This window comes from Mesorhizobium sp. M0145 (assembly GCF_040322355.1).
GTDB lineage: Bacteria > Pseudomonadota > Alphaproteobacteria > Rhizobiales > Rhizobiaceae > Mesorhizobium.
The window spans coordinates 1-1,467 of record NZ_JAMYTK010000067.1; the positions used below are offsets into that span (position 1 = coordinate 1).

1 protein-coding gene is annotated in these 1,467 nt (G+C 65.3%); it reads left to right on the plus strand.

All coding sequences use genetic code 11. From position 1 onward, the window contains the following. Positions 1-180: 180 nt before the first annotated feature. Positions 181-1,458 (plus strand): IS4 family transposase, encoded by a 1,278-nt coding sequence (locus NKJ28_RS32920; protein WP_352457183.1) that lies wholly within the window; start codon positions 181-183, stop codon positions 1,456-1,458. Positions 1,459-1,467: the final 9 nt, after the last annotated feature.

Genomic DNA, 1,467 nt, shown 5'->3' on the forward strand with positions numbered 1-1,467 from the left:
GCTAGGGGATGCACACATCTTTTCGTTGCGTCGATGACTCCTCTGTGAGTTGCGGCGTCGGGTTGGTGTGTGATTCTGTAGGCGACGTACTGAGGGAGGCGTCGCGGTGTCATCTATGGGATTGTTGGGGTCGTTCGGTGACGAACGGCTCGAAAAAAGGGGGTCCAGCTTCTGGAGCGGATGGTGTCGCGCGAGAGCGTGTGCCTGCGCCGCTTGGCTGGAGGAGCCCGTAGCGGGATCGTGGGCTTTTGTCGGTTCCTGGCGAACGCTCGGGTGACGACGGACAGGCTGATTGAAGGTTGGGGCGCTGCGACGGCTGAGGCTAGCGCCGGTCGTCATGTGCTGGCGATCCAGGACACCAGTGAGATCAATTTCGCGACGACGCCGGAGTATCGGCGTGGCCTTGGCGAGATTGGCAAGGGCGGCGGCCGTGGCGTGTTGCTGCACGCGATGCTGGGCATCGATGCCGAGACGGGCGGCGTTCTGGGGCTGGTGGCGGGCCGGGTGTGGACGCGCGAGGGGCGTGTGGAGGTTGCTCATGCCAAGCGGCCTCTGTGCGACAAGGAGTCCGAGCGCTGGTTGAGCACGGCCGCGGCGGCCAAGCCGGTGTTGAAGTCGGCTGCACTGGTGACCGAGGTGAGCGACCGCGAGAGCGACATCTACAGCAAGTGGGCGCTTGTACCCGAACCCGGCTTCCACATTCTGACCCGCGCCATGCACGACCGCCGGATCCAGGGCGGCGGCAAGCTGTCGACCGCACCGCTGCAGGCCGCCGGAGAGGCCATGGTCGAGCTGCGCGCGCGGCCTGGTCGGGCGGCGCGCACGGCCCGGCTGGTGGCGAGCTTTGCCCAGGTCGAGGTCGTGCGCCCCGACAACACGATTGAAGAGGGCCTGCCCAAGACGGTGAGCGTGAGCTTGGTGCAGGTAACCGAGATCGACCCGCCGCAGGGCGCCGAGCCGATCCTGTGGCGACTGCTTACCACCCATCTCGTCGAGGACGCGGCCATGGCCTGGCGGATGGTCGATTGGTATCGCATGCGCTGGACCATCGAGCAGTTCTTCCGCACCCTCAAACAGCAGGGGCTTCAGCTGGAAGACAGCCAACTGGAGACCGCCGAACGGCTCGTCAAACTGACCGCCATCGCCGCGCGAGCCGCCTGTGTCGTCATGCAACTCGTCCAGGCCCGCGACGGCCGATCCGCACAACACGCCGCCATCGCCTTCACCCACGCCGAAATCGACACGCTTCAAGCCCTGCTGCCCACACTAGAGGGAAAAACCGCCCTGCAGAAGAATCCCCACGCCCCCCAATCCCTCGCTTGGGCCGCCTGGATTATCGCCAAACTCGGCGGCTGGGACGGCTATCCAAAGTCCAAAGCCCCAGGACCCATCACCTTCCGACACGGATTGCAGCACTTCCTGTCCATCGCCCATGGATGGGCGCTTCGAAATGTGTGAATCGCCTAG

Bases quoted from the DNA above. Each gene is read 5' to 3' on its own strand.
- NKJ28_RS32920 (WP_352457183.1), top strand. From the start codon at position 181: ATGGTGTCGCGCGAGAGCGTGTGCCTGCGCCGCTTGGCTGGAGGAGCC.